Here is a 20,570-nt window from a genome sequence, read left to right as displayed (position 1 = left end):
CCATTGTTATATTTATAACAATGGAATCCTAAAAGTCTCTCTTTATGAGGATAAATATGGATAATAACAGACAAAAAGAACTTCTCGAACTATTAGCTCAGGCACAGGAAGAAGTCATGAACGGCAATGAGGTCTCTACGGAGTTTGCACGTGTACTCTTTCCCCCCGCACGAAAAGAATATGAATTAACCTACTACGGCAAAGAAGGTGAACAATCTATTATCAGTCAAACTTTTGCCGTGCCTTTGCAAGAAAATCGAAGATTTGGTGAATCTACTGAAAGTGATTGGTTAAATAAAATTATTTTCGGCGATAATTTACAAGTCTTAAAAACTCTTGTAGAGATGAAGCGTAGAGGTGAACTGAAAAATGCGGATGGTACTGACGGCGTTCGCTTGGTTTATATTGATCCACCGTTTGCGACAAAACAAGATTTTTCGAATAAAGATTCTAAAGCTTATTCTGATAAATTAGCTGGTGCAGAATTTTTAGAATGGCTTAGAAAACGTCTTATCCTGCTACGAGAAGTGTTAGCTGATGACGGATCTATTTACGTACACTTGGATTGGCACAAGGCACATTACGTTAAAGTCTTGATGGATGAGATTTTTGGTGAGGGAAATTTTAGAAATGAGATCGTCTGGCACTATAATAAATTTGCTGGTAAAACAACTGGATTTCCATTGAATCATGACACATTATATTTGTATACGAAAAATAAAAATCCAATATTTAATAAAATTAGAATTCCAGTAGAACAAAAGAGGCAACAGACTGCTAGGGTGTGGGATTCCAAATTAAAGAAAGCGGTTCAACAACGTGATGAAGATGGGAATTTAATATATTATGAGCAAACAGATAAAGCAGTGGATGATACTTGGCTGGACATTCCTTTGATAAATCCAATGGCTAAAGAAAGAAGAGAAGTAAATTACCCTACTCAAAAACCAGAAAAACTTTTAGAGCGAGTAATTAAAGTTTCTTCTAACGAAGGGGATATTGTATTAGATTGCTTTGGAGGTTCAGGAACAACAGCTGCAGTAGCAGAAAGGCTAGGAAGAAAATGGATTACCGTGGATGCAGGGAAATTATCTATTTACACTATTCAAAAAAGAATACTGAGTAATGAAAACCACAATACTTTTGCGGTTTATGATGCAGGTCTTTATGATAATGAAAAATTAAATGCTTTCGATAGTACTCAATGGAAACAGTTTGCTATGGCTTTATACAATGTCCAACCTTCCTATCAATTAATTAAAGGATTATCGTTTGACGGGATGAGGGATGGATCACTGGTTAAGGTTTATTCCCCTAATGAATTAAATGAATTGGGAGCTAAAATTTCAGAAGATACTTTGGAGCAGATTTATTCTCGTTTAGGCTCAGCTTCCCCTAGTGAGATATTCATTATTGCTCCACAAGGGAAATTCACTTTTGCTGTTGATGAATATGATAACGATGGTGAATGGAGTACTATTTTTAATATTTTACGTGTCCCATACTCAATGTATCAAAAGTTTACAGAAAATTTCAAAGGCACATTACAAGCAAATGATACCGAATCAGTTAATGCGGTTGTTGATGCATATGGATTTGATTTTATGCGAAAACCAAAAGTTGATTTTGAAATAACTGGGGAAGAATTAAGAATAAATAAATTTGAGTCATTCTCCAGACTAAAGGGAAAAGAAAACGTTAGTGGATTTGAGGCCTTTTCAATGCTTTTAGTTGATTTATCATACGATAACCAGGCTTTCAATATGGATAAAGTATACTATCGCAAAGATTTTGATGAAAATCAATCTATAATATTTGATGAAAGTCAAATTGATGGTCAAGCGATGTTTATATTTGTAGATAAATTTGGAAATGAGTTTGTAACAACGAGGGGAGAAATGGCATAATGGAATATAAAGATAGTGATTTAGTCCTAGAAGTTAGTAAAAACGTAAACCCTGTAGTTTGGGACGAAGGATTTTTTCAAAATTTCTTTGATATGCTATTTGGAAAAAGAAACTATCAGAAAGAAGCAGCTGAAACTGCTTTACGTTTTCTCAACTCTGGTGAATATAAAGATATAACAGCATTAGCAAAAGAAAATTTTGAAAAGAATCAAGTCATAAGAGCAAGATGGAACAATGATTTTAATTTGATGCAAGATGATTTAGATTTATCTGACAAGCTGTCAGCAACCTTAGATTTAGCTACAGGAACAGGGAAGTCATATGTTATGTTTGCGATAGCGCTTGTTATGCTTGCCACAAAAAAGTTTCTCGAGTTCTGGTATTAGTTCCTAGCGTAACCATTGAAAATGAGCTGACTCAAAAATTTAAAGACCTTCTAGGAAATTTACAACTTCTTAAAACTCTAGGAGATAATTTTGTACCACCTCAAATTTTAAATGGCGATAGTACACTTGTGGAAAATTCCATTGCTGTTGAAAATCGAAATGCTATTTATAAAGCTCAAGCAACTAGAAATTCTATAGTTGATAGTTTAAAGGGAAATGGCGAAAATACACTTATATTGAATGATGAAGTTCACCATGTTTATTATTCTGAATCGAATGAGTGGAGAAGCTTTATTGAAGATGAAAGTAGTAATAATATCAATTTCAAATATGTTATTGGCGTAACAGGAACAGCCTATAAAGGAAAGAATAAAAGTGGGAATGACTACTTTTCAAATGTTATCTATCGTTTCTCTCTTCGTGATGCAATAGAACAGGGGTTTGTTAAGGATATAGAATACATTTCAAAAGAAGATATTCCAAAAGATAAGGACGAGAGATGGCAAGTAATTTTGAATTCTCATAACCAAATTGCATCGCAAGTTCCTGAAGAACTTGGTATTAAGCCCATTACAATTATTGTGACGTCCAAACAGAATCTTGCTGATAGTAAAGCGAAAGCTTTTAAAAAATTTTTACAAACACAAAGAAAGCTGACTGATGCAGAAGTTAATGACATAGTTCTTTCAGTTCATAGTGGACAGAAAGCAGCTATTGATAGAATGAAACTGTCTAAAGTTAATGAAAAAGGTAATCCAGTGGAATTTATTTTTAGTGTTTCAATGCTTACTGAAGGTTGGGATGTTAAGCGTGTATTTCAGATTGTTCCAGATGACGAAAGAGCATTTAACTCAAAACTTTTGATTGCTCAAGTTCTTGGAAGAGGTTTGCGTGTTCCAGAGGGGTGGGATACTAGCAAGTGGGGTGCCCCGACAGTGACAGTTTTTAACCATGAAAAATGGTCTGCCAATGTAGAGGCACTTGTAAATGAGGTTCTGGAGATTAGACAGCGAATCACTTTGTCTGTTAATAAAGAATCAAATTATAATTTCAGTTTGACGAATGTAAAATATTCTTCAAAAACTGACACTAAAGATTATCCTAAAATGGGTACATATAATTTATGGGAAAATGGTGTTAATTTACCAACAGATGATAAATTTGGGAAGAGTACTATTACCCTGACAGATATTAAGACAAAATCAGATAGAAACTTCCAAACAACTTACGAGCATGAGCAGATTACAGTAAAAGAAATGGCGAATATTTTGTATAGCCGATTCGAGGATTTGGAAGACAGTGAGTATGCACAGGAATATCAGAACTTATGGTCAGTTTCAAAAATAAAAGCCATGATTGAAGAATCGTTGAAAAAAAGTGGAAATACTCATATTACAAAAAGTCTTAAGAATAAATTTTTGTCGTCTATGAATGTTATTTTTAGGGATGGTTCAAAAGTAGTTAGTTACGACATTGAGCCGCAAGAATATTTTACCGTTTCAACTGTTAACTTACCTAAAAATACTTCTGAAATAAGTGGATTTAGAATGAATAAAGTTCTTTTTTACGGCTCAGATTTGGAATCTAGTCTTTCATCTGATAAAGCTAGTTTAGATACTTTCCGAGAACTAACAGACACATCAAATGGATATAAAACGAAGAAAATTGAGAATAAATACAATTTTAAAACTCCTCAATTTGGGATTGTAACAACAGGTAATCCTGAGAAAGAATTTTTAACTAAGCTCACTACTGATGAAGAAGTTATCAAAAGTATTGATTCGTTCATAAAATCCGATGACATGAGTTTTTACAGTATTGACTATTCTTGGCAAAAAGGTACCCACCATAAGAATGGACAATTTAATCCAGACTGGTTTATTAAACAAGGTGATAATATTATTGCTGTAGAAATTAAAGATAATTCACAAATTTCTGAACCAGATTCAGAGAATATTGGGAAAAACAAAGCAGCGATTAAACATTTTAATTTTATAAATGAAAAGCATGAATCAGAAGGTAATTTGACTAGATATAAATTTACATTTTTGACACCTAAAGATTTTGATATATTCTTTAAGAAACTCTCTGAGAAAGATATAATGAATTTCAAGAGTCAATTAGATGTTAAATTAGCTGACTCTAAATAATTTTTTACTAAAAATCTATCTTTTTCGGAAACACATAAATGACAGTAGAAAATCTGCTGTCATTTTTTGCTGCCCAGAAACTAAAAAACTTCCCTTAGAATAGTCCAAGAGAAGCTGTAAGTCATTACAAGTTTTTACAACTATTTGTATAAGATGTGGTAAATTTTTGGTAAGTTTTGCCATTCACACTCATAAAACCTTGATATAACAACGTTTTTGAGCTGTCTTACTTCATCGTTGGGAAAAGAAGTACATCACGGATAGTAGTAGTATCAGTGAGTAGCATGCAGAGACGGTCAATACCGATTCCCAAACCACCTGTTGGCGGCATACCGTATTCAAGGGCTTCGATGTAGTCGTAGTCAATGCCTGTTGCTTCGTCGTCACCAAGTTCTTTGGCTTTTGCTTGAGCTTCAAATCGGCTAAGCTGATCGATTGGATCATTCAACTCAGTAAAGGCATTTCCGTATTCTTTAGTCATGATGAAGAGTTCAAAACGGTCAGTAAAGCGTTCGTCTTCAGGGTTCTTCTTAGCAAGTGGTGATACAGCTACTGGGTGACCATAGACAAAAGTTGGTTGAATCAATGTTTCTTCTACAAATTCTTCAAAGAAAGCATTGATAATGTGACCGACTTCAGTATAGTGTTTCTCAACTGGAACTTTCTTCTCAGCAGCGATAGCTTTAGCTTCTTCGAAGGTCATATCTTGCCAGAAATCAACACCTGTAATTTCTTTGATAGCGTCAACCATGTGTACACGTTTAAATGGTTCGTTAATCTTGATTTCAGTTCCTTGATAGTTGACTGGGCCGTCGCCTTTGACTGATTTAGCAGCGTGTTGGATAATGCCTTCAGTTAAGTCCATAATGTCTTGGAAGTCTGCATAAGCTTGGTAAACTTCGATAGAAGTGAACTCAGGGTTGTGGGTAGCGTCCATTCCTTCGTTACGGAAGATACGGCCAATCTCATAAACACGTTCCATACCACCGACGATAAGACGTTTCAAGTGAAGCTCAGTCGCGATACGAAGCACCATATCAATGTTTTGTGCATTGTGGTGAGTGATAAAAGGACGAGCAGCAGCACCACCAGCTTCGTTATGAAGAACAGGTGTTTCCACTTCAAGGAAGCCTTTTTGGTCAAGGTAACGACGGATTTCAGAGATGATTTTTGAGCGAGTAACAAAGCGTTCAAAGCTTTCACGGTTTGAAATCAAATCAAGGTAACGTTTACGGTAAATAGTTTCAACGTCTGTTAAACCGTGAAATTTCTCTGGAAGCGGACGAAGGGCTTTGGACAAGTGAGTGATATGTGTAGCCTTGATAGAGAGTTCTCCCATATCTGTACGCATAATTTCACCTTCGACACCAAGGAAGTCTCCTAAGTCAGCTTTTTTAAAGATTTCGTAGTTTTCTTCACCGACTGCATCTTTACGAACGTAGATTTGGATTTGACCTTCGCGGTCTTGAAGGTGGGCAAATCCAACCTTACCTTTACCGCGCTTTGTTACCAAACGTCCAGCGATAGTAGCAGTCTCGTTCAATTCATGTAGTTGTTCCTTATCGAGGTCAGCATATTTATCTTTTAATTCTTGTGAGTTAGCAGTGCGTTCAAATCGTTTACCGAATGGATCGATTCCTTGTTCGCGGAGCGCAGCCATTTTTTCACGGCGAACGATCTGCTGGTCATTTAGTTCTTCCATATGTTCTGTTGACATTTTTTCCTCCTAGTTTTTACTCAATTCTTGATACGATGAGTCTTTTTTGCGATACTCCCATTTTATCATAAAAGTCAAATAAATTCACGGATATTCTACAAAATCTAAAAAGAACTTAACAGTGATTGTTAAGTTCAGTTATTATCTTGATAAGAAGTGTCGTTCCATACTAATAGGTTGAAGTTTGTAAAGTCTTGGGTTTCCAGAATAGTAACACTAGCATTTGCTAGACCCCCATCTTTTCTAAGTAGCGGAGTATCATATCCTAGAAGAGTTCGAATACTGGCTGTAAGATTGGCTCCGTGACCAACAATCATGACATGTTCAAAAGGTTTGGACTCTAATGATTTGATAAATTGAGTGGTACGCTGAGTTGTTTGACAGACAGACTCTGCACCAAACAAAGTTGAATCAAACTTAGCTAGATTGGTTCGAAAAGCTTTTAATTGCTCGGGATAGATGGCTTCTAAGGTTGCAAATTTTGCTCCTTCAAGTTTCCCGAGTTGCCACTCTCTTAGAGAGGCTATTTCTACTAAAGGACAGCTATCTTTCAGTTGACTTTGGATAATTTGAGCAGAAGTTTTAGCCCGAGGAAGATCACTAGAATAAATCACATCAAATGGAGTTTCTTGGAGATACTGGCCTAGTTTTTTTAAGGTCTCAATGGATTCCTCAAGGAGTGGAGAGTCACCACTTGCTCCTTGAAAACGTCCCTCAAGATTCCAAAGTGTTTTACCGTGACGAATAAAATAGAATTTCATGTGTTACTTGCCTCCAAGATATCTGCAAATTCAGCTTTAACAAAGGTTGCTAGATCTTGAGGGTTGATAATGATACTATGACCTACTTCCCCTGCGGAAACAATCATTTCCTCTAGTTTAATAGCAGTTTGATCGATAAAGATAGGATAGTTATGTTTTTGACGAATCCCAACTGGATTATTGGCACCGTGGATATAGCCTGTTGTTTTTTCTAGGTCTTTTTGTGGAATCATGCTGACTTTCTTATTACCAGAAATCTTAGCCAGTTTCTTTTCAGAAAGATGTTCAGTGATAGGAAGGATGCCGATAATGGGTCCAGTCTTATCTCCCAGAAGTGCTAGAGTCTTAAAAATCTGATTCTTTTCATAACCTTGAGGCATCTCACCTTCCAGGGCATTAATTTGAATACCTGTATGGTTTATTCCTGCCTTGGTTAAAATTTGTTGGACCAAGGTTTTCTTGACTTTTACTTTTTTTGCCATTATTTATACTTATCCTCCAATTGACTCATCCAGATTCCCAACCAAATCCCTAGTGCGAAGAAGAAAGCAATCAGTACATATGAAACTAGTGACAAACCACTGTAACTGATACTTTCAGCATTGCCAGCGTTTGGAATAAGGATCAAAAGTGTACTTGATAGTACAATTCCAATGATAAAATGATACACACGTGAGTGATATAGGCGAAGAGCGTAGTCCATGAATTTTGAAAAGATAATCAGAGTGATAAGAAGTCCAATCCCAATTGGTAAGAAGGTTCCTAACAAATCAAAAGTCTTGAACCCTGTTAACATAGGGCCATAAAGGCCGAGAATCAAGAGAAGATTAGAAGGACTAAGCCCTGGAACCAAAATTCCAAGCGCCAACAAACAACCAGCCAGTGTAAAGTTAAGGAAGCTTGCAGATAGAGAACCAACTACAAAATTCAAGGCGTAGAGGGCAAGACCTGAGATGATGAAGGTTGCCCAAAACCATATGTGGTCAACCTTATCTCTATCAGAATCACGAGTTGATTCTTTGACAAGACTTGGGATGGTACCAATGATAGCTCCAGCAAAACTCCACAATACATAAACTTGATAATTTTCTAAAAGATACTCAATTGGATAAGAGAAAAGTCCGATGCCCAATAACATCCCAATACCGACAGGAAGGAAAAAGAGCACATCTTCTTTTAAATTTTTAAAAGGATGAGCAAGAAAACGAATCATTCTCTCATAAATTCCCAAGATAGCGGCAAGAACGCCACCAGAAATCCCTGGTAGAATGAAACCTAGGGCAATTACAATTCCCTTAATAATTTTTGATAACCATGATAACATAGAGGTCCTCCGAGATTCATATTCTATAAAGATAAAACAGTGATTTAATACTGAAAAATAAAGAAAAGCAAGCAGAAAGCAATGTCTGACTTGCTTATTGTGATAGTGATTAAGGATTTAAAAACAATTTTCTAAAGGTTTCTTCCTTGTTCTTTGATGAAGAAATAAGGTTCAAATCGAGGTGATGTTCAAATCCGCCAAGATTTCCATGTGAAGTGTATTGGTGAAGGTCATAGCTAAGATCTGTTTTTGGAGCATTCTCATAGTAACCTGAGTTAGTTCCATAGGAAGGTATCCAGATTACTGAGTAATTATCAACGCTGATACTATGTTCCTCCATAAAGTAAACACCAACATAGATACCGATATTTTTTGCACCCAGTGAAGCTAATTTAGCACGAAAGGCCTCAACACCTTGGTTCATGTCAGACATAGTCTTTTCTTCAACATCCAACCAATAGTAGCTCGGGTTGTAAGGGGAAGCAGCGTTATAAAAGGCTTCAGCAGCTTTTTCCATTTCTTCGACATTTTTTCCAGCTACATAGGCATAAACAGCGACTGGAACATTTCGTTTTTGAAATTCTGTGATATGTTCTTTATAAGCCTTATCAACCCCATTTTTAAATGAAGCATCGTTTTCAACAGAAGCTTGAGCTCCACTATGAACCCGAACGATTGCACCTGAAATATTTTGAGTTAAGGTGTCATAATTGATCTCTGATGGTCTTTGCCAGCCAGAAACATCAATAATCGGCTTGTTGATATTATGTAAAGCTTGAGTTTCTACTTGAACTGGATTTTGCTTTGTTTTGACTGGATGGTCTTCGAACTTGGGTCTATTGATGATTAAAATACCCACGAGAGTAGCTAATACAGTAAAAATAAAAACAGGATTTATTTTCTTTCTCATACTTTTATAGTGTATCGTAAATGGTGAAAAAAATCAAAAAAAAATACTCGAAATCATCTAGAGAAAGCGATGTTTTAAAGCATTTGCCCTCTTTTGTGTTTGAAAAAGCAAATTTATGATATAATATAAGGGAATTTCTATAGAAAAGAGAAAAATATGGCAAATTATGCAGTTATTTTAGCAGCGGGTAAAGGTACTCGTATGAAATCAGATCTACCAAAAGTCATGCACAAGGTTGCAGGAATTTCAATGCTTGAGCATGTTTTTCGTAGTGTAGGGGCCATCAATCCTGAAAAAACAGTAACGGTTGTAGGACATAAGGCAGAGCTAGTTGAACAAGTTTTAGCTGGTCAAACTGATTTTGTAAGACAGTCTGAGCAATTAGGAACTGGTCATGCGGTTATGATGGCTGAGCCAATTCTTGAAGGACTTTCCGGACAAACATTGGTTATTGCTGGTGATACACCACTAATTACCGGTGAAAGTCTAAAGAACTTGATTGATTTCCACGTTAATCACAAGAACGTAGCTACAATTCTTACTGCAGAAGCTGAAGATCCGTTTGGTTATGGTCGTATTGTTCGTAACGAGAATGCTGAAGTGCTTCGTATCGTGGAGCAGAAAGATGCGACTGATTTTGAAAAACAAATCAAGGAGATCAATACAGGGACCTATGTCTTTGATAATGCTCGTCTCTTTGAAGCACTTAAGAATATCAATACCAATAATGCTCAAGGCGAATACTACATCACTGATGTCATCGGCATTTTCCGTGAAGCAGGGGAAAAAGTTGGTGCTTATACTCTAAAAGACTTTGATGAAAGTCTCGGAGTTAATGACCGTGTTGCCCTTGCGACAGCTGAAGGCATTATGCGTCGCCGTATTAACCAAGCGCATATGGTCAATGGGGTTAGTTTTGTGAATCCTGAAGCTACTTACATTGACATTGATGTTGAGATCGCTCCAGAAGTTCAAATCGAAGCAAATGTAACCCTCAAAGGTTCTAGTAAGATTGGTGCAGGAACTGTTTTGACCAACGGAACTTATATCGTTGATAGTAGTATCGGTTCAGGGGCAGTGATTACCAATTCAATGATTGAGGAAAGCTCAGTTGCTGATGGCGTTACAGTTGGTCCTTATGCTCATATCCGTCCAGGATCAAGCCTTGCAAAAGATGTGCACATTGGAAACTTTGTTGAAGTCAAAGGTTCAAGCATCGGTGAAAATACAAAAGCTGGTCATTTAACTTATATTGGTAACTGTGAGGTTGGTAGTGATGTCAACTTCGGTGCAGGAACGATCACTGTAAATTACGATGGTCAACACAAATTTAAAACGACCATTGGAAACAATGTTTTCGTTGGATCTAATTCAACTATCATTGCTCCAGTAGAACTTGGAGATAACTCTCTTGTTGGAGCAGGTTCAACCATTACTAAAGATGTCCCAGCTGATGCCATTGCTATTGGACGAGGTCGTCAAGTCAATAAGGATGAATATGCAACTCGCCTCCCTCATCATCCTAACAATAAATAGGAGCTAACGATGGAATTCGAAGAAAAGACTATAAGTCGTAAAGAAATCTATAAAGGACCGATCTTCCAATTGGTTCAAGACCAGGTTGAACTCCCTTCTGGCAAAGGTAGAGCGCAACGTGATTTGATTTTTCACAATGGAGCAGTTTGTGTCCTTGCAGTCACTCCAGAAAATAAGATTGTCCTTGTTAAACAATATCGCAAGGCGATTGAAAAAGTTTCTTATGAAATTCCTGCAGGTAAACTTGAAATCGGGGAGAATGCAGATCCAGAAGTTGCAGCACTTCGTGAATTAGAAGAAGAAGCAGCCTATACTGGTAAATTAAGCCTTCTCTATGATTTTTACTCTGCGATTGGATTTTGTAACGAGCGCTTAAAACTTTACTTGGCAAGTGATTTGACAAAAGTTGAAAATCCTCGTCCTCAGGATGAAGATGAGACTTTAGAGTTGCTTGAAGTCAGTCTTGACCAAGCTAAAGAACTGATCCAGTCAGGTGATATTTGTGATGCCAAGACTATCATGGCTATTCAGTACTGGGAATTACAAAAAAATAGTGGAGGAACCCATGGGTAAACCTTTATTAACAGATGAAATGATTGAACGTGCCAATCGAGGAGAGGACATCTCAGGTCCTCCCTTGCTAGATGATGAGGAAACTAAGATTTTACCGACTTCTTCTCAAAATTTTGGCTATTCGCGAACCAAAGATCATGGTTTTAGCCAGGATACACTGACCATCGAAGTTGAACCTTCTATTCACAAAAGTCGTCGGATTGAAAATACTAAGAGAAATGTCTTTAATTCTAAATTAAACAAGATTCTTTTTGCAGTTATTTTTCTCTTGATTTTGTTAATTTTAGCAATGAGATTTATTTAAGGAGTCTATCATGAAAATTGGAATTATTGCAGCTATGCCAGAAGAGCTAGTTTACTTGATTCAACACTTGGACGAAGCCAGTGAAGAAAAGGTTCTGGGAAATAGCTATCATACTGGTAAGATTGGTTCTGTTGAGCTTGTACTTGTAGAGAGTGGTATTGGTAAAGTCATGTCTGCGATGAGTGTCGCTATCTTAGCGGATCACTTTCAAGTCGATGCAGTGATTAATACTGGTTCTGCTGGTGCAGTGGCAAGTGGAATCGCAGTAGGGGATGTAGTGATTGCAGATAAGCTTACCTACCACGATGTTGATGTGACTGCTTTTGGTTATGAATACGGACAAATGGCTCAACAGCCTCTCTATTTTGAATCAGACAAAAAGTTTATCAGTTTGATTCAAGAGAGTTTGTCTAAACTGGACCAGACTTGGCATTTAGGTTTGATTGCGACAGGAGACAGTTTTGTTGCTGGAGAAGATAAAATCAAGGCCATTAAAGAACATTTCCCTCAAGTTCTTGCTGTAGAGATGGAAGGAGCAGCTATTGCTCAAGCAGCTCATGCTTTGAACCTTCCTTTCTTAGTCGTTCGTGCCATGAGTGACAATGCAAACCATGAAGCATCCGTTTCCTTTGATGAATTTATCGTAGAAGCAGGACGTCGTTCTGCCCAAGCCCTAATGACGCTTTTAGAGTCTATAGAGGATTAATAGAAGAATTACGAAGAACACTCATCCAGTGTTCTTTTCTTGTCTAATCTCCTAAAGTAATCAGAAGGCTCCTAAGAAAAGTTATTTTCAAACTTTTTTGATATAATAGAAACATTGACTTGAAGAATAAGGAAGAGAAAATGAACGAATTATTAAAGGGGATGAATGACCGTCAAGCCGAGGCCGTTCAAACCACAGAAGGACCCTTGCTGATCATGGCGGGGGCGGGATCTGGTAAGACTCGTGTTTTAACCCACCGTATTGCCTACTTAATTGATGAAAAGATGGTCAACCCATGGAATATCTTGGCCATTACATTTACCAATAAAGCGGCGCGTGAAATGAAGGAGCGTGCTTATGGACTCAATCCAGCTACTCAGGATTGTTTGATTGCGACCTTCCACTCTATGTGCGTCCGTATCCTACGTCGCGATGCGGATCATATTGGCTATAATCGCAATTTCACGATTGTGGATCCAGGAGAGCAGCGAACGCTCATGAAACGCATCCTCAAGCAGTTAAACTTGGATCCTAAAAAATGGAATGAACGCACTATTTTGGGAACCATTTCCAATGCTAAGAATGATCTGATTGACGATGTTGCTTATGCTGCTCAGGCAGGAGATATGTACACGCAAATTGTAGCAAAGTGTTATACGGCCTATCAGAAAGAACTTCGTCAGTCAGAGTCGGTGGACTTTGATGACTTGATTATGTTGACCTTGCGTCTTTTTGATCAAAATCCCGATGTTTTGACTTATTACCAACAGAAGTTCCAGTACATCCATGTTGACGAGTACCAAGATACCAACCATGCCCAGTATCAACTCGTTAAACTCTTGGCTTCTCGTTTCCAAAATATCTGCGTAGTAGGGGATGCTGACCAGTCTATCTATGGTTGGCGTGGTGCTGATATGCAGAATATCTTGGACTTTGAGAAGGATTATCCTCAAGCCAAGGTAGTTTTGTTGGAGGAAAATTACCGCTCAACCAAGACCATCCTCCAAGCTGCTAATGACGTTATCAAAAACAATAAAAATCGTCGTCCTAAGAATCTCTGGACTCAAAATACTGATGGGGAACAGATTGTCTACTATCGTGCTAATGATGAACAAGACGAGGCTGTCTTTGTAGCCAAGACCATTGATGAACTTGGTCGAAGCCAAAACTTCTTCCACAAGGATTTTGCGGTTCTTTACCGTACCAATGCCCAGTCTCGTACCATTGAAGAAGCTTTGCTCAAGTCTAATATTCCTTATACTATGGTTGGTGGAACAAAGTTCTATAGCCGTAAGGAAATCCGTGACGTTATTGCATATCTGAATCTCATTGCCAATTTGAGTGATAATATCAGTTTTGAGCGGATTATCAATGAACCAAAACGTGGCATTGGACCAGGAACAGTAGAGAAAATCCGTGACTTTGCCAACCTACAAAACATGTCGATGCTTGATGCTTCAGCTAACATCATGTTATCAGGGATTAAAGGTAAGGCAGCCCAGTCAATCTGGGATTTTGCCAATATGATTCTTGATTTGCGGGAGCAACTGGATCAATTAAGCATTACTGAGTTAGTGGAAGCAGTCTTGGAAAAAACAGGCTACGTGGATATTCTCAATGCTCAAGCAACCTTAGAAAGTAAGGCTCGTGTCGAAAATATCGAGGAGTTCCTTTCTGTTACCAAGAATTTCGATGATAATCCAGATAATCAAGAAGAAGAAACTGGCTTGGATAAGCTCAGTCGCTTCTTGAACGATTTGGCCTTAATTGCAGATACAGACTCTGGCAGTCAGGAAACATCAGAAGTAACCTTGATGACGCTCCATGCGGCCAAGGGACTCGAGTTTCCAGTTGTATTCTTGATTGGGATGGAAGAAAATGTCTTTCCACTTAGTCGTGCAGCAGAAGACATGGATGAACTAGAAGAGGAACGCCGTCTAGCCTATGTCGGTATCACGCGCGCAGAGAAAATTCTATATCTGACTAATGCTAACTCACGCTTGCTGTTTGGTCGAACGAACTATAATCGCCCAACACGCTTTATCAATGAGATTAGTTCAGATTTGTTAACTTATCAAGGTTTGGCGCGTCCTGCTAATAGTAGCTTTAAAGCATCCTATAGTAGTGGAGGTGTCGCCTTTGGTCAAGGCATGAGCCTAGCTCAAGCTCTACAAGATCGTAAACGCAACGCAGCTCCAAGATCAATTGAATCAAAAGGACTACCTTTTGGACAATTTGCGTCTAATAGCAAATCGTCTTCCAGTGAAACTAGCTGGTCTATTGGTGATATTGCCCTTCATAAGAAGTGGGGCGAAGGAACTGTTCTAGAAGTTTCAGGAAGTGGATCTACTCAGGAATTGAAAATCAATTTCCCAGAAGTCGGCCTCAAAAAACTCCTAGCCAGTGTAGCACCGATTGAGAAGAAGTAAGTTTTCTAAACGAATAAGATGAGGTTGGGACCAAAGATCTCGACCTCAATTTTTATTAGCAATCAAACTTTGACGCGGTAGCTGATTGAACTTTTTGTTCGTCTTTTAGACTCCAAAAAGCTCCTAATCATCCTCGCGGGGCTGGGACTACGAAATCGAGACTTTGTCTATCGATTTCTGTCCCACCGCCATTTTTTCTGTTCCTCTTATCACAAGATTGTGATAGTTTACATTTTCTTAACAAAAAAGTATTTTGCTTACATGATTTTAAAAAATAGTGTATAATTGAGACTGTTTTTGAAAGGAGAAGAAAATGACTGAAAAACAAATGAAAACATTAGGTTGGATTGCAACCTTTATGTCTGTAATGATGTATATCTCATATATTCCTCAAATTATGAACAACCTTGCGGGTCAAAAAGGAAACTTTATCCAACCAGCAGTAGCTGCAATTAACTGCAGTCTTTGGGTATACTACGGACTCTTTAAAAAAGAACGTGATATTCCTTTGGCAGCAGCCAATGCACCAGGTATTGTTTTTGGGATTATTACTGCATTGACAGCTTTATTCTAAAACATAAAGTAAACTCTTCTTCGTATCTAGTTATGAGGGAGAGTTTTTCTTTATCCGAAATTCCTAAAAAAACATGATATAATACTATTAGAAAGGTTGGTGTTTATGGCTAGAATACTTATCGTTGAAGATAATAATGAGATTCAAGAAATTTTGAAAACTCTTCTTTCTGAGGAACATGAGGTGATTCAAGCTTTTTCTGGTACTGAAGGAATGATTCGTTTTGAGCAAGGCAACATTGATCTAATCTTGCTGGATATTATGCTTCCAGGAAAAAATGGCGATCAGGTTTTAAAAGCCATTAGACACGATAGTTCAGTTCCTGTCATCATGCTAACTGCCCTAAGCGATAAAAAGCTCATCAGCCAATATCTCTTAGATGGTGCTAATGATTATATTGTAAAACCTTTTGATTTGGATGAAGTTTTTGCTAGGGTTACGGTTCAATTACGTCAAAATAGTGACAAGCAATCAGCTGAAATAGAACATCCTGACAAATTGATTCAACAGTTAAAAAATATTCAATTTGATGCAGATAGTTTTGAAATCAAAAATTGCCAGGAAACTATTCGCCTAGCTAAGAAAGAATGTTTGATTCTACAAACCTTGTTGGGACATCCTAAGAAAATTTTCACGAAAGAAGAACTCTATGAATTAGTCTGGGAGGATACTTATTTACCAGGCGATAATACTCTCAACACTCATTTAAGTAATCTCCGTAAAAAATTAAACCAACTAGATCCAGAGCAAGAGTATATTGAAACTATCTGGGGAGTTGGTGTTCGATTAAAAGGAGATGAGCAATGATCTATATTTTACTTTCTTTGCTACTGCTGGTTATTATCCTATTGACGATAGGGTTGATTCGCTATCATCTAGCACTCGTGAACTTGAGCCAACAAATTGAAGACAAGATTCATACTGGAAGTATGAAGAGAATCGGAGTGTCAACTTTCTCCAAGGATTTTTTACATCTTTACCAGCAAATCAATCATCTCTTTCAAGAAGTTGAGCAGTCACGCTTGATTATGAAGCGTGAAAAGCAGACCTTGGATATGGCTATTAGCAATATTGCCCATGATATTCGGACACCTTTAACGATTGCATCAGGTTATACTCAGCAATTGCTTAAAACAGAAAATCCTGAGTCTGAGAGCTTGAAAAAAATTGCTCATCATCTCAATCAAGTTTCAAAACGTCTAGAGGCTCTTTTGGACTATCGTCGGTTAATGGAAGGAGCAGTTAAACCTGACTTATCTGAGTTAGAAGTCTCGACATTTATGACGCAAAAATTGCTAACCTATTATGATTCTTTTCAAACGGCAAAGATTGACCTTGATTTGCAAGTAGAACCTGGTTTGTATTTACTGACAGATTCGGATTTATTAGACCGTATGTTGCAAAATCTCATTGGCAATGTTTTAAAACATGGTAAGGATGAAGCGAGATTTTCTTTGAAGGAAGTGGACAATCACATTTGTTTGGAAATTTCAAATCTGGTCAAACAACCCATTCGCAAAATTGAAAATCTCAGTCAGCGATTTTACTCTGAAAATCTCTCAGATACAGAAGAATCGTCTGGTTTAGGTCTTTATATTACTGAAGAACTATCCCATCTCCTTGGAGCAGAACTACAACTAAGTACAGATAGTTCTTGGTTTACAGTTAGAATTATTTTTTAAAATAAGGAACCTCCTCTATTTGAATAGAGGAGGTTATTTTTATAAGCTTTTCTTCTTGAAAACAGCAAGTCCACTAATGGTAAAGAGTAGAATAATGGTTACAGTAACGATAACGGTGTATAGAATGGCCTGGCTATAGTCAGTCATGGCATAGGTAAAGTTCAAGGATAAATAGCGCAAAATCTCGATATCTGGGTAGATAAGCATCGGCAATGAAAGCAAGGTAGAACTGATTAAATACCCAATAAAAGCAGCCAAATAAGAATGAGTCACATAGAGAATGAAGGAAATAATAGAAAGCCAAGCTAGAAGGCAGAGAAATTGAAGAGCAATTGTTAGAAGGAGATTACCAATAAACCCTTCTGGCATCGTACCAAACCCGTTTAGAATAGTTGCTGGTACGAAAGCAATGACCAGGCTAACAAGAATTTGCATCAGAGCAATACTTGCTAATACTACAAATTTAGCTAGGAAAAATTCTGTACGAGAGACGCCCACTGTCAAACTGTTTTTATAGAGTTTTCCGATAAGATCAACTCCCAGTACAAGGCAAGCTAGAACAATGCAGAGAAAAACAAGATTTGAAGAACCGCTAGAGGAGTTTATGAGAGCTTGTATACCATCCCAGCCCTTACTTGGCAGTTCGGTTTCTACGTTTGTACTTGTATTGACGGATACGAAGTGTCCTGTAGCTCCGAAAGTAGCCCCCATTAGCATGAGTGCAAAGAGAATGAGCTCTGTAATCCAAAAACCTTTGGAACGGAAAAGACGGTAAAAGTCTGCTTGAATTGTATGTATCATGGTTTATCACCTATTTTACTAATTGTGTGAAGTAATCTTCAAGATTTTGACGAGCATAGTAAATCTCATCCACAGCGACATCTGCTAGCGTAAGTTCTTTAAGAATGCGTTTGATATCTTGTTCATGACTAAAAATATGAATCTCATTTTCTGAATTAACAACTTTAAATTCAAGATGCACTTTATCTTTTAAGATTTGACTAGCTTTTTCTTTGTCACTTGTTTTTAGAACAATATAGTCTTCATTGAGCGTTTCAAATTCGGTCTTACTGATTTCTCGAATGATTTTCCCTTGGTCCAGAATTCCAAAGCGATTGGCAACCAGATAGAGTTCTGACAAGATATGACTGGAGATGAGAATTGTTATTCCTAGTTCTTGATTCAGACGTTGAATCATTTGACGAAACTCTTTGATACCGATTGGGTCAAGTCCATTGATGGGTTCATCAAGGATGAGAAAGTCTGGTTTTGATAGGAGGGCAATAGCAATGCCCAGACGTTGTTTCATTCCAAGAGAGAAATCTCGAAAAACTTTTCTACCTGTATCTGTTAACCCTACATACTTTAATGTTTCCTGAATGACTTGATCAGCATTTGGGATATGTCGAATAGTACAATAATATTTAAGATTTTGATAGGCCGTTAAATGATTATGAGCTACTGGAGATTCAATGACTGAACCTACTCGAGATAGTGCTTTTGTGCATTCCTTATAACTTTGACTGGAAAAGAGGGAAATGGTTCCATGATCAGCAGATAATAATTGGGTAATAATTTTAATCAGAGTTGTTTTACCAGCACCATTCTTTCCGATAAGCCCATAGATATCTCCTTCTTTTACTGAGAGATTGAGATCTTGTAGAATGGGTTGTTTGCCAAATTGTTTGGACAAGCCATGGATTTCGAGGACTGTTTTCATAGTTTTCTCCTTTAATCTTTAAGGTGTTTTATTTTTATAACTCTAGTATAAAGTATAGATATCAAAGAATCGTCAAGCATTTCTAAAGAGTTTCTAAAGTTTTTAAATTTTTAAAAAAATAAAAGCCCAGTTGGCTAGAAATACTAGTTGACTGGGCTTATTTTCTATAAAATATATTTCTCAATAGCGCGTGCAACACCATCTTCTTCATTGCTAGCAGTTACTGCATCTGCGAGAGATTTGACGTAGTCGCTGGCATTTCCCATGGCGATACCCAGCCCAGCAAACTCTAACATCTCAATGTCGTTATTGGCATCACCCATAGCCATGATTTCAGAAGGTTGGATATCTAAAATCTCAGCCAAACGAGAAAGAGCAGAAGCCTTGGTTGTACCGAGTGGCATTGCTTCATAGATCACTGGTTGAGAACGAACACCGCTAAATCTCTGACAAAGTTCATCAGCAAATCGTTGTTCAAAGTCATCTGTTTCTTCCTTTGTACCTAAGAACATACCTTGGAACATACGATATTTACCACTGGTAGCCTCCTCAAGTGAGATTTCAGTCAGATCGGCAAAAACAAGTGTGGCATCATATTGAACGATAGGATTTGGTTTGCCTCCGAGAACGAAGTAGTGTTCCTCATCAAAGAGAGTCAACTGAACCTCACTCTTTTCAGCAAGATCATTGAGGTATTCGATGTCGGATTTGCTAAGTTCTCGCCAGTCGACAAGGCTCCAGTCGCTGGTTTGGTGCGTAGAACAACCATTATTGACAATAACGTATTCATTTTGCAAATCAAGACCGAGTTTCTTGTAGTAGGGAAGAACTCCAAAGAGAGGTCGTCCAGTACATAGAACCAGTTTGACACCTTTTTCGATAGCCTTATGAATGGCATCAATATGAGCCTGAGGAATTTCCTTGGCTTCGTTAAGTAGAGTACCGTCCATATCAAGAGCAAGTAGTTTAATCATAGTATTTCCTTTTCACGTCTTTTGTCTATATTATAGCATATTTTGGAGGAAATAAGGATTACTATGTCAATTTAGGACGTTTGGATGACAATTCAAGATTTGAAGATGATATTTGGTAAAGATATGTTATAATATGATATACTGTATTATACTTGCAATGCATCTGAGATTATAGAGATAATGGTTAAAAAGCAGAGGAACTATCATGAAAAGAAGAGCAGTACAGATTTTACTAGCCTTATTGGTAATCATTTATAGGAAGACATGGTTTTGGTGGATTTTTAATCAATTTTCAGCTAGATTTGTAGTTGCTAGTCGAGAGTATTTCTTGATTCTTGCTTTTTTAGAGCTCATCGTTACTTTTATAGCTATTCTTTATTTACTAGTATTCGAAGGTAGGAAAATTCTTGAGTTGAAGTGGAAATGGAGATATCCAGTTTATTTGCTTCTTGCTTATGGAGTCAGTTATCTTTCAGATATTGTGTTTTCTTTTTTAACCCCAGCAAGGTCCAATCAAATGGCTTTAAATGAATTAGTTGAGATGACAGGGAGACAAGAGTTACTATATTTATTGCTTATTACTTGTCTGCTAGGACCAATTACAGAAGAAATGGTTTACCGAGGAGTTCTGATGAATACATTTTTGAAAGATTCACCTTGGTATGGAGATGTTTTGCTATCAGCCTGTGTCTTTGGCTATGTGCATGTCAGTTCAGGTTTAACACCACTCGCCTTTTTCACCTATGCAAGCGGAGGAGCAATCTCAGCATTACTCTACCGAAAAACTCACTCTCTCTATTATCCCATTTTACTCCATATCATGATTAACATTACAGCATTTTGGGATTTATGGATGCTTGTATTTTCATGAAGTTAGTGCTTATCGATCAATGCCGGAAATTTCTGGCATTTTACTT

Annotated in this window: 20 protein-coding genes; 12 read left to right on the top strand and 8 right to left on the bottom strand. The window is 37.4% G+C overall.

The annotated features are described in order from the left end of the window. Window positions 1–56: 56 nt before the first annotated feature. Genes K1I67_RS01555 through K1I67_RS01545 form a run of 3 tightly spaced genes read left to right on the top strand, consistent with a single transcriptional unit; the run spans window position 57 to window position 4,443 of the window. Complete coding sequence (locus tag K1I67_RS01555; RefSeq protein ID WP_223338506.1) at window positions 57–1,907, top strand: site-specific DNA-methyltransferase; 1,851 nt, start codon at window positions 57–59, stop codon at window positions 1,905–1,907. After that, on the top strand, window positions 1,907–2,293 hold the full coding sequence (locus K1I67_RS01550; protein WP_223338505.1) for a hypothetical protein: 387 nt from the start codon (window positions 1,907–1,909) through the stop codon (window positions 2,291–2,293). The genes K1I67_RS01555 and K1I67_RS01550 overlap by 1 nt, the downstream gene beginning before the upstream one ends. Then, window positions 2,227–4,443: a DEAD/DEAH box helicase gene (locus tag K1I67_RS01545; RefSeq protein ID WP_223338546.1), complete on the top strand. Its 2,217-nt coding sequence runs from the start codon at window positions 2,227–2,229 to the stop codon at window positions 4,441–4,443. Before K1I67_RS01550 ends, K1I67_RS01545 begins: the two co-directional genes overlap by 67 nt. 226 nt (window positions 4,444–4,669) lie before the next feature. On the opposite strand, the gene lysS is transcribed toward K1I67_RS01545, so the two are convergent. The 5 genes from lysS to K1I67_RS01520 form a co-directional block, all read right to left on the bottom strand. Continuing rightward, window positions 4,670–6,160: a lysine--tRNA ligase gene (lysS, locus tag K1I67_RS01540; RefSeq protein ID WP_070460390.1), complete on the bottom strand. Its 1,491-nt coding sequence runs from the start codon at window positions 6,158–6,160 to the stop codon at window positions 4,670–4,672. A 134-nt stretch (window positions 6,161–6,294) separates the two neighbouring features. After that, window positions 6,295–6,921 carry a histidine phosphatase family protein gene (locus K1I67_RS01535; RefSeq protein WP_223338504.1) on the bottom strand — a complete coding sequence of 209 codons (627 nt, stop codon included), beginning with the start codon at window positions 6,919–6,921 and terminating at the stop codon, window positions 6,295–6,297. Continuing rightward, complete coding sequence (locus K1I67_RS01530) at window positions 6,918–7,403, bottom strand: aminoacyl-tRNA deacylase (RefSeq protein WP_223338503.1); 486 nt, start codon at window positions 7,401–7,403, stop codon at window positions 6,918–6,920. The genes K1I67_RS01535 and K1I67_RS01530 overlap by 4 nt, the downstream gene beginning before the upstream one ends. Beyond that, window positions 7,403–8,245: a DUF368 domain-containing protein gene (locus K1I67_RS01525; RefSeq protein ID WP_045763897.1), complete on the bottom strand. Its 843-nt coding sequence runs from the start codon at window positions 8,243–8,245 to the stop codon at window positions 7,403–7,405. Before K1I67_RS01525 ends, K1I67_RS01530 begins: the two co-directional genes overlap by 1 nt. Before the next feature lie 109 nt (window positions 8,246–8,354). Next, a complete protein-coding gene (locus K1I67_RS01520) occupies window positions 8,355–9,155 on the bottom strand; it encodes a glycoside hydrolase family 25 protein (protein WP_223338502.1) in 801 nt (266 codons plus the stop codon). A gap of 156 nt (window positions 9,156–9,311) precedes the next feature. On the opposite strand from K1I67_RS01520, the gene glmU reads away from it, so the two are divergent. From glmU to K1I67_RS01480, 8 genes are all read left to right on the top strand, one after another. After that, the gene (gene glmU, locus K1I67_RS01515) at window positions 9,312–10,691 is read left to right on the top strand and encodes a bifunctional UDP-N-acetylglucosamine diphosphorylase/glucosamine-1-phosphate N-acetyltransferase GlmU (protein WP_223338501.1); all 1,380 of its coding nucleotides are present in this window, start codon (window positions 9,312–9,314) and stop codon (window positions 10,689–10,691) included. 9 nt (window positions 10,692–10,700) lie between these two features. Then, window positions 10,701–11,264, top strand: a complete 564-nt coding sequence (locus tag K1I67_RS01510; RefSeq protein WP_223338500.1) for an NUDIX hydrolase — start codon at window positions 10,701–10,703, stop codon at window positions 11,262–11,264. Next, window positions 11,257–11,568 (top strand): cell wall synthase accessory phosphoprotein MacP, encoded by a 312-nt coding sequence (gene macP / locus K1I67_RS01505; RefSeq protein WP_000517859.1) that lies wholly within the window; start codon window positions 11,257–11,259, stop codon window positions 11,566–11,568. Before K1I67_RS01510 ends, macP begins: the two co-directional genes overlap by 8 nt. Before the next feature lie 10 nt (window positions 11,569–11,578). Beyond that, window positions 11,579–12,274 carry a 5'-methylthioadenosine/adenosylhomocysteine nucleosidase gene (locus K1I67_RS01500; protein ID WP_223338499.1) on the top strand — a complete coding sequence of 232 codons (696 nt, stop codon included), beginning with the start codon at window positions 11,579–11,581 and terminating at the stop codon, window positions 12,272–12,274. Between the two features lie 140 nt (window positions 12,275–12,414). Further along, on the top strand, window positions 12,415–14,703 hold the full coding sequence (pcrA, locus tag K1I67_RS01495) for a DNA helicase PcrA (RefSeq protein ID WP_223338498.1): 2,289 nt from the start codon (window positions 12,415–12,417) through the stop codon (window positions 14,701–14,703). A gap of 313 nt (window positions 14,704–15,016) precedes the next feature. Then, window positions 15,017–15,277, top strand: a complete 261-nt coding sequence (locus K1I67_RS01490; RefSeq protein ID WP_006150712.1) for a SemiSWEET family transporter — start codon at window positions 15,017–15,019, stop codon at window positions 15,275–15,277. A 105-nt stretch (window positions 15,278–15,382) separates the two neighbouring features. Further along, on the top strand, window positions 15,383–16,084 hold the full coding sequence (locus K1I67_RS01485; protein WP_223338497.1) for a response regulator transcription factor: 702 nt from the start codon (window positions 15,383–15,385) through the stop codon (window positions 16,082–16,084). Next, entirely contained in the window at window positions 16,081–16,959 is an 879-nt protein-coding gene (locus K1I67_RS01480; protein WP_223338496.1) for a sensor histidine kinase, read from the top strand. The genes K1I67_RS01485 and K1I67_RS01480 overlap by 4 nt, the downstream gene beginning before the upstream one ends. 39 nt (window positions 16,960–16,998) lie before the next feature. On the opposite strand, the gene K1I67_RS01475 is transcribed toward K1I67_RS01480, so the two are convergent. The 3 genes from K1I67_RS01475 to K1I67_RS01465 form a co-directional block, all read right to left on the bottom strand. Beyond that, window positions 16,999–17,760 (bottom strand): ABC transporter permease, encoded by a 762-nt coding sequence (locus tag K1I67_RS01475; RefSeq protein WP_223338495.1) that lies wholly within the window; start codon window positions 17,758–17,760, stop codon window positions 16,999–17,001. Between the two features lie 10 nt (window positions 17,761–17,770). Further along, window positions 17,771–18,679 carry an ATP-binding cassette domain-containing protein gene (locus tag K1I67_RS01470; protein ID WP_223338494.1) on the bottom strand — a complete coding sequence of 303 codons (909 nt, stop codon included), beginning with the start codon at window positions 18,677–18,679 and terminating at the stop codon, window positions 17,771–17,773. 164 nt (window positions 18,680–18,843) lie between these two features. Further along, the gene (locus K1I67_RS01465) at window positions 18,844–19,653 is read right to left on the bottom strand and encodes a Cof-type HAD-IIB family hydrolase (RefSeq protein WP_061863034.1); all 810 of its coding nucleotides are present in this window, start codon (window positions 19,651–19,653) and stop codon (window positions 18,844–18,846) included. A gap of 205 nt (window positions 19,654–19,858) precedes the next feature. Here K1I67_RS01465 and K1I67_RS01460 point away from each other — a divergent pair, with 205 nt between their 5' ends. Then, the gene (locus K1I67_RS01460) at window positions 19,859–20,524 is read left to right on the top strand and encodes a CPBP family intramembrane glutamic endopeptidase (RefSeq protein WP_223338493.1); all 666 of its coding nucleotides are present in this window, start codon (window positions 19,859–19,861) and stop codon (window positions 20,522–20,524) included. Window positions 20,525–20,570 lie beyond the last annotated feature (46 nt).

The organism is Streptococcus infantis (assembly GCF_019929575.1).
Classification (GTDB): Bacteria; Bacillota; Bacilli; order Lactobacillales; family Streptococcaceae; genus Streptococcus; species Streptococcus infantis_L.
Note: the sequence above shows the minus strand (reverse complement) of the source record. Positions and strands in the feature narration are given on the sequence as shown.